This is a genomic window from Caulobacter sp. (assembly GCF_035254145.1).
Taxonomy (GTDB): domain Bacteria; phylum Pseudomonadota; class Alphaproteobacteria; order Caulobacterales; family Caulobacteraceae; genus Caulobacter.
Map to the genome: position 1 here is coordinate 1 of NZ_DATFAV010000255.1, position 5,396 is coordinate 5,396.

Annotated in this window: 6 protein-coding genes; 3 read left to right on the top strand and 3 right to left on the bottom strand. The window is 67.9% G+C overall.

The window, feature by feature from the left end; genetic code table 11:
- The coding region (locus VJ655_RS15730; RefSeq protein ID WP_414646990.1) for a diaminopimelate epimerase at positions 1-486 on the bottom strand (486 nt) is incomplete at its 3' end.
- Between the two features lie 100 nt (positions 487-586).
- Between VJ655_RS15730 and VJ655_RS15735 the strand changes: the two genes are divergently transcribed.
- The gene (locus VJ655_RS15735) at positions 587-2,722 is read left to right on the top strand and encodes a prolyl oligopeptidase family protein (protein WP_324112678.1); all 2,136 of its coding nucleotides are present in this window, start codon (positions 587-589) and stop codon (positions 2,720-2,722) included.
- 5 nt (positions 2,723-2,727) lie between these two features.
- On the opposite strand, the gene VJ655_RS15740 is transcribed toward VJ655_RS15735, so the two are convergent.
- Both VJ655_RS15740 and VJ655_RS15745 read right to left on the bottom strand, forming a co-directional pair.
- Entirely contained in the window at positions 2,728-3,063 is a 336-nt protein-coding gene (locus tag VJ655_RS15740; protein ID WP_324112680.1) for a DUF2218 domain-containing protein, read from the bottom strand.
- A 14-nt stretch (positions 3,064-3,077) separates the two neighbouring features.
- Positions 3,078-3,659: a PadR family transcriptional regulator gene (locus tag VJ655_RS15745; RefSeq protein WP_324112682.1), complete on the bottom strand. Its 582-nt coding sequence runs from the start codon at positions 3,657-3,659 to the stop codon at positions 3,078-3,080.
- Between the two features lie 293 nt (positions 3,660-3,952).
- Here VJ655_RS15745 and VJ655_RS15750 point away from each other — a divergent pair, with 293 nt between their 5' ends.
- Complete coding sequence (locus tag VJ655_RS15750; RefSeq protein WP_414646991.1) at positions 3,953-4,795, top strand: MlaA family lipoprotein; 843 nt, start codon at positions 3,953-3,955, stop codon at positions 4,793-4,795.
- Positions 4,792-5,396, top strand: a 605-nt coding sequence (locus VJ655_RS15755) for an MlaC/ttg2D family ABC transporter substrate-binding protein (RefSeq protein WP_324112686.1), incomplete at its 3' end; no start/stop codon positions are given. The genes VJ655_RS15750 and VJ655_RS15755, both read left to right, overlap by 4 nt.

Here is a 5,396-nt window from a genome sequence, read left to right on the forward strand (position 1 = left end):
CGGATTGCCCATCGAGACGCAGACCGGGGTGTGGACCCACGGCGCGTCGATCGGGCCGACCTGCAGCTCGACCCGGGCGGTGTCCATCTCCTCGGCCAACGGGATCTCGTTCCAGGCCAGGCGCGGCGGGCCCATGTCGACGGTGACCAGCTTCTCGCCGGCGGCCACGCCCGACAGGCGCCCGGCCACGGTGTCGAAGGCCACCGCGTCCTTGCCCGAGGACTGCATCAAGAGCCAGGCCACGCAGCGCGTGCCGTTGCCGCAGGCCCCGGTTTCCTCGCCGTCGGAATTCCAGAACCGCACATAGGCCGCCGCGCCCTCGGCCTTGGGCGGGTCGATGGCGATGACCTGGTCGCAGCCGATCCCGCCGTCTCGTTTGGCGATCGCGCGGATCTCCGCCGGAGTCGGATCAAAGGTCTGCGTCTGGGTCTCGATGACGACGAAGTCGTTGCCGAGCCCGTTCATCTTCAGGAAGGTGCGGCTCATGACGCGGCTATATAGGCGAAAAGCCGCGCCAAGTCAGGGGACGGGTGGACGCGGGCCACGCAGGTCGGCCAAGCTGGGCGATCCGCCGATGGATCCCTACATGCGCAAGCTCCTCCTGACCCTCCTTGCTTCCACGAGCCTGATGACCCTGACCCCCGCGATCGCCGCCGACAGCGCCAAGCCTACGGAAGCCCGCACGCCGCTCTCCGAGCTCGGCAAGGACGACCCCTATCTGTGGATGGAGGAGATCGAAGGGACCCGCGCGCTCGATTGGGCCAAGGCCCAGAATACGCGCAGCCTGGGCGTGCTGCAGGGCGATCCGCGCTACGCCGATCTTGAGGCCAAGGCCCTGGCGATCCTCAACGCCAAGGACCGCGTGCCGGGCGTGTCGTTCGCCGGCGACGGGACCTTGCGCAACTTCTGGCAGGACGCCGAGCACGTGCGGGGTCTCTGGCGCCGGACGACGCTGGACAGCTACCGCACCGCCGAGCCCGCCTGGGAGACGATCCTCGACATCGACGCCCTCTCGAAGGCCGAGAACGCCAACTGGGTGTTCAAGGGCGTAAGCTGCCTGCCGCCGGACGAGACCCGCTGCCTGGTCACCCTGTCGAACGGCGGCAAGGACGCGGTGACGGTCCGCGAGTTCGACACCACGACCCGAAGCTTCGTGGACGGCGGCTTCGTCCTGCCCGAGGGCAAGCAGAACTATGCATGGCTGGACAAGGACACCCTGCTGGTCGGCCGCGAATGGACGCCCGGCGAGCTGACCGACTCCGGCTACGCCTATGTGCTGAAGACCCTGAAGCGCGGCCAGACGCTGGACCAGGCGGTCGAGGTCTATCGCGGCCAGAAGACCGACGTGTCCGTGAGCCCGGTGGTGCTGCGCGACGCCGACGGCAAGGTCGTGGCGGTGATGGCCCACCGGGGCGTCACCTTCTTTGAAAGCGAGCACTACCTGATCACCGACAAGGGCGCGACGAAGCTGCCGCTGCCGGCCAAGGTGTCGCTGCAGGCCTATCTGAAAGGCCGTTTCGTCTTCCAGCTCGAGCAGGATTGGCCGGAAAAGGGCCTGAAGACGGGCGACCTCTTCGACTACGACATCCATGCGCTGGCGGTGGGCGCCAAGCCCAGTCTGGTGTTCCGGCCTGGTCCCCGGCAGTCGGTCGAGAACGTGACCACGACGCGCAACCGAATGGTCGTCAGCCTGCTGGACAACGTAAAGGGCGCGGCCCTGTCCTTCGACTATGGAGCCAAGGGCTGGACCCACGCGAAGCTGGACCTGCCGACCAATGAGTCCATCGGCTTTGGCGGCGCGCCGTCGGAGCGCGACGACCGGATCTTCTTCACCGTCACCGGCTACCTGACCCCGACCACCTACTGGCTGGCCGACGCGGCCTCCGGCTCGCTGGAGCAGGTCAAGGCCTCGCCCGCCCGCTTCGACGCGGGGGCCCACGTCGTCGAGCAGTTCGAGGCCACCTCGTCGGACGGGGTGAAGATCCCCTACTTCGTCGTGCGGCCCAAGGGACTGAAGTACGACGGATCGGCCCCTACCCTGCTTTACGCCTATGGCGGCTTCCAGGTGTCGATGACGCCGGCCTATTCCGGCGTGATGGGCAAGCTGTGGCTGGAGCGCGGCGGGACCTATGTGGTGGCCAACATCCGCGGCGGCGGCGAGTTCGGCCCGGCCTGGCACGAGGCCGCGCTGAAGGCCAATCGCCAGAAGGCCTATGACGACTTCTTCGCCGTTTCCCAGGACCTGATCGCCCGCAAGATCACCTCGCCCCGACGCCTGGGGATCATGGGCGGCAGCAACGGCGGCCTTCTGATGGGCGTCGCCCTGACCCAGCGGCCCGAACTCTACAACGCCGTCGTGGTGCAGGTGCCGCTGTTCGACATGATCCGCTACAGCCAGATCGGGGCCGGCGCCTCGTGGAGGGGCGAGTATGGCGACCCGGCCATACCGTCCGAGCGGGCGGTGATCGCCAAGTACGACCCCTATTCCAACCTGAAGGCGGGCCAGAAGTATCCCGAGGTCTTCATCGAGACCTCGACCAAGGACGACCGTGTCCACCCGGCCCACGCCCGCAAGGCGGCCGCGCGGCTGGAGGAACTGGGCTACGGCGTGCTCTATTACGAGAACATCGACGGCGGCCACGCCGCCAGCGCCAATCTGGCCGAGACGGCCCGCCGCCAGGCGCTGGAGTATGTCTATCTCACCCGCCGGCTGATGGACTGAGAGCTTCAGTGGACGGCGTTGATCCGGATCGCCGCCGGATCGACGCCGCCAGCCGGCCAGGCGCGGGTCCAGCCGTACCTCAGCTCGCCCTCGCGGAAGGCGAAGCGGTCGAGGTGCTTGGCCACCACGTCCTCCAGGCGGACCAGGCCCTCCAGGTCGGCGGCCTCGACGGTGATGTCCAGGCCGTCGGCGTGGGCGACCATCCGGCAGGTCCCCAGCGGCAGCGGGAACAGGGCCGAGGTCTCGTCGTAACGGACCTCGAACCTATGGCTCCAGTGCTTGGCCAGCTGGGTCATGTAGCGGGCCGCCTTGTCGGTGGCGACGCGGGCGTGGCTTTCCATGGCCGTCCCTCCGGTTAGATGGCTTCGATGACGCTCGCGGCGTCGTCGAGCGCCTTGGCGATGGCCGCGATCTGCTCGGCCGAGAGTTGGCCGCCGTGCAGCTTCAGCCGCAGCGCCGTCTTCAGGTTCTCGCGAGCCCGCAGGATCTGCGGCGAGAAGGCCGCGCTGGCGGACGCCGCCTCGGCCATGCGCTCGAACAGCGAGCGGATCGGCGCGTCGTTGCTGGCCAGGAAAGCCTCGCCCTCGGCGGTGATCGTATAGAGCTTCTTGCCCCCGCCCGCGTCGCTGGCGGTGACGTAGCCCAGCTCCTCCAAGAGGGTCAGGGTCGGATAGACCACGCCGGGGCTGGGGCTGTAGGCGCCGCCGGCGGCGGTCTCGATGGCCTTGATCAGTTCGTAGCCGTGGCTGGGCTTCTCGGCGATCAGCTTGAGAACCACGAAGCGCAGGTCGCCGTGATCGAAGAACCGCCCGCCCATGCGGCCGCCACGGCCTCGGCCGGGGTGACCACCATGAAAGCCGAAGGGATGACGGCCGTGGTGCTCGTCGCCCTGGCCGTCCCAGCGGCCCCGATGATGGTGATGATGTCGTCCAAACATGTCTTTTCGACTCCGTTTCGTTATATCGAAATGTTAGATATATCGAAAATGTTCTCGGTCAAGAGCTATTTTCGATATATCTAATTTCCAACCGAATCACCGGCGGGCCGGTGCGGCGCGCGCGGGCGAGGCGGAGGCGGGCGTGGGCGGCAAGATCGCGTCGACCACTGCGTCCTCGCCGCCTCAGTGCGCCCGCAATCGGCGCAGGGAAACGGGATGCGACCGGAAATAGTCGTCCTCAATCTTGATACGGATGACGACGTGAATACATGGCGCGTGTGAGAAGCAGGAGCATGAGCTTGAGCCACCTGGACCAGAGCCCGCGCCGGAAGGCGGCCGGACGGCGTTTCGCCGTCGCCGGACTGACCTTGGCCGCGAGCCTGACGGCGCTGGCGCCGGCGGCCCAGGCCCGGGACCAGGACAAGGACGCCCCCGTGTCGGGAATCGCGCCCGCCAATGATCCGCTCGAGGGCTTCAACCGCGGCGCCTTCAAGCTGGGCATGGGCCTGGACAAGGTGCTGCTGGCGCCGATCGCCCACGGCTACATGGCCGTGACGCCGCGACCCGTCCGCAATCGGGTGAGTTCGGCCATCTATAATCTCGGCGAGCCCAACACCGTCATCAACCAGGTGCTGCAGGGCAAACCCAAGCGGGCCATGCGCTCGACCACCCGCTTCGTCGTCAACTCCACCGTCGGCGTGCTGGGCCTGTTCGACGTGGCGGCCAAGATGCATCTGCCGCGCCGCGACGCCGACTTCGGCCAGACCTTCGGTCGCTATGGCGCTGGGCCCGGCGCCTATATCTATGTGCCGCTGATGGGCCCCCTGAACGTCCGCGACGGCGTCGGCCGGGCGCTGGACATGGTCACCGACCCGGTGAGCGCCGTGGCCGGCGGGATCAGCACCGACTTCGGCAAGGCGCGCCTGGGCGCCACGATCCTGGATGTCCGCTCGCAGGCCGATCCGGCGTTCCACGCGTTGAAGGACACGGCCGATCCTTACGTCACGGTCCGTTCGGCCTACGGCCAATACCGCGAGGCCTTCGTTCGCGAAGCCACCGGCGAGGCCGAGGACCTTCCCGATTTCGACTCTCCGCCCCCGGACGCTCCGGCGGCCGCGGCGACCCCCACGCCATGACCTTTCCCGGTAAGACCATGAACAACACGATCACCACCCGGCGCGGCGCCAGCGCCGCGCTTTTGGCTTTCTTCGGCGCCGCCGCGATCGGCGCGCCCGCCATGGCCCAGGCCCGCGACCCGGGCGCCGAGGCCTTTGTCCAGGCCAAGGCCCAGCGGGTCATCTCGGTCCTGGCCAACAAGGGCATGGCCGACGCGCAGAAGAAGCAGGTCTTCCACCAGGCGGTGGACGAACTGGCCGACGTGCCGCGCATCACCAACTTCGTGCTGGGCAAGTACGCCCGCACCATCACCCCCGACCAGAAGGCGAGGTTCGTCCCGACCTTCCGCGCCTACGCCGAGAAGGTCTATCAGGACCGCATCGACGACTATCGCGGCGAGACGCTGAAGGTGACCGGCTCGGTCGTGCGCAAGCCGGGCGACGTGATCGTCAACACCACGATCTCGGGCGGCCAGATCAGCCAGCCCCTGCCGGTGGCCTGGCGGGTGCTGGGCGGCGGCCAGAACTGGAAGGTCGTCGACATGCAGTTCAAGGGCGTCTGGCTGGCCATCACCCAGCAGCAGGACTTCGTCTCGACGATCGACAACGCCGGCGGCAATGT

Excerpts from the sequence above, each read along its gene's own strand:
- VJ655_RS15735 (WP_324112678.1), top strand. The coding sequence starts at position 587 with ATGCGCAAGCTCCTCCTGACCCTCCTTGCTTCCACGAGCCTGATGACC.
- VJ655_RS15740 (WP_324112680.1), bottom strand. The coding sequence starts at position 3,063 with ATGGAAAGCCACGCCCGCGTCGCCACCGACAAGGCGGCCCGCTACATG.
- VJ655_RS15745 (WP_324112682.1), bottom strand. The coding sequence starts at position 3,659 with ATGTTTGGACGACATCATCACCATCATCGGGGCCGCTGGGACGGCCAG.
- VJ655_RS15750 (WP_414646991.1), top strand. The coding sequence starts at position 3,953 with ATGAGCTTGAGCCACCTGGACCAGAGCCCGCGCCGGAAGGCGGCCGGA.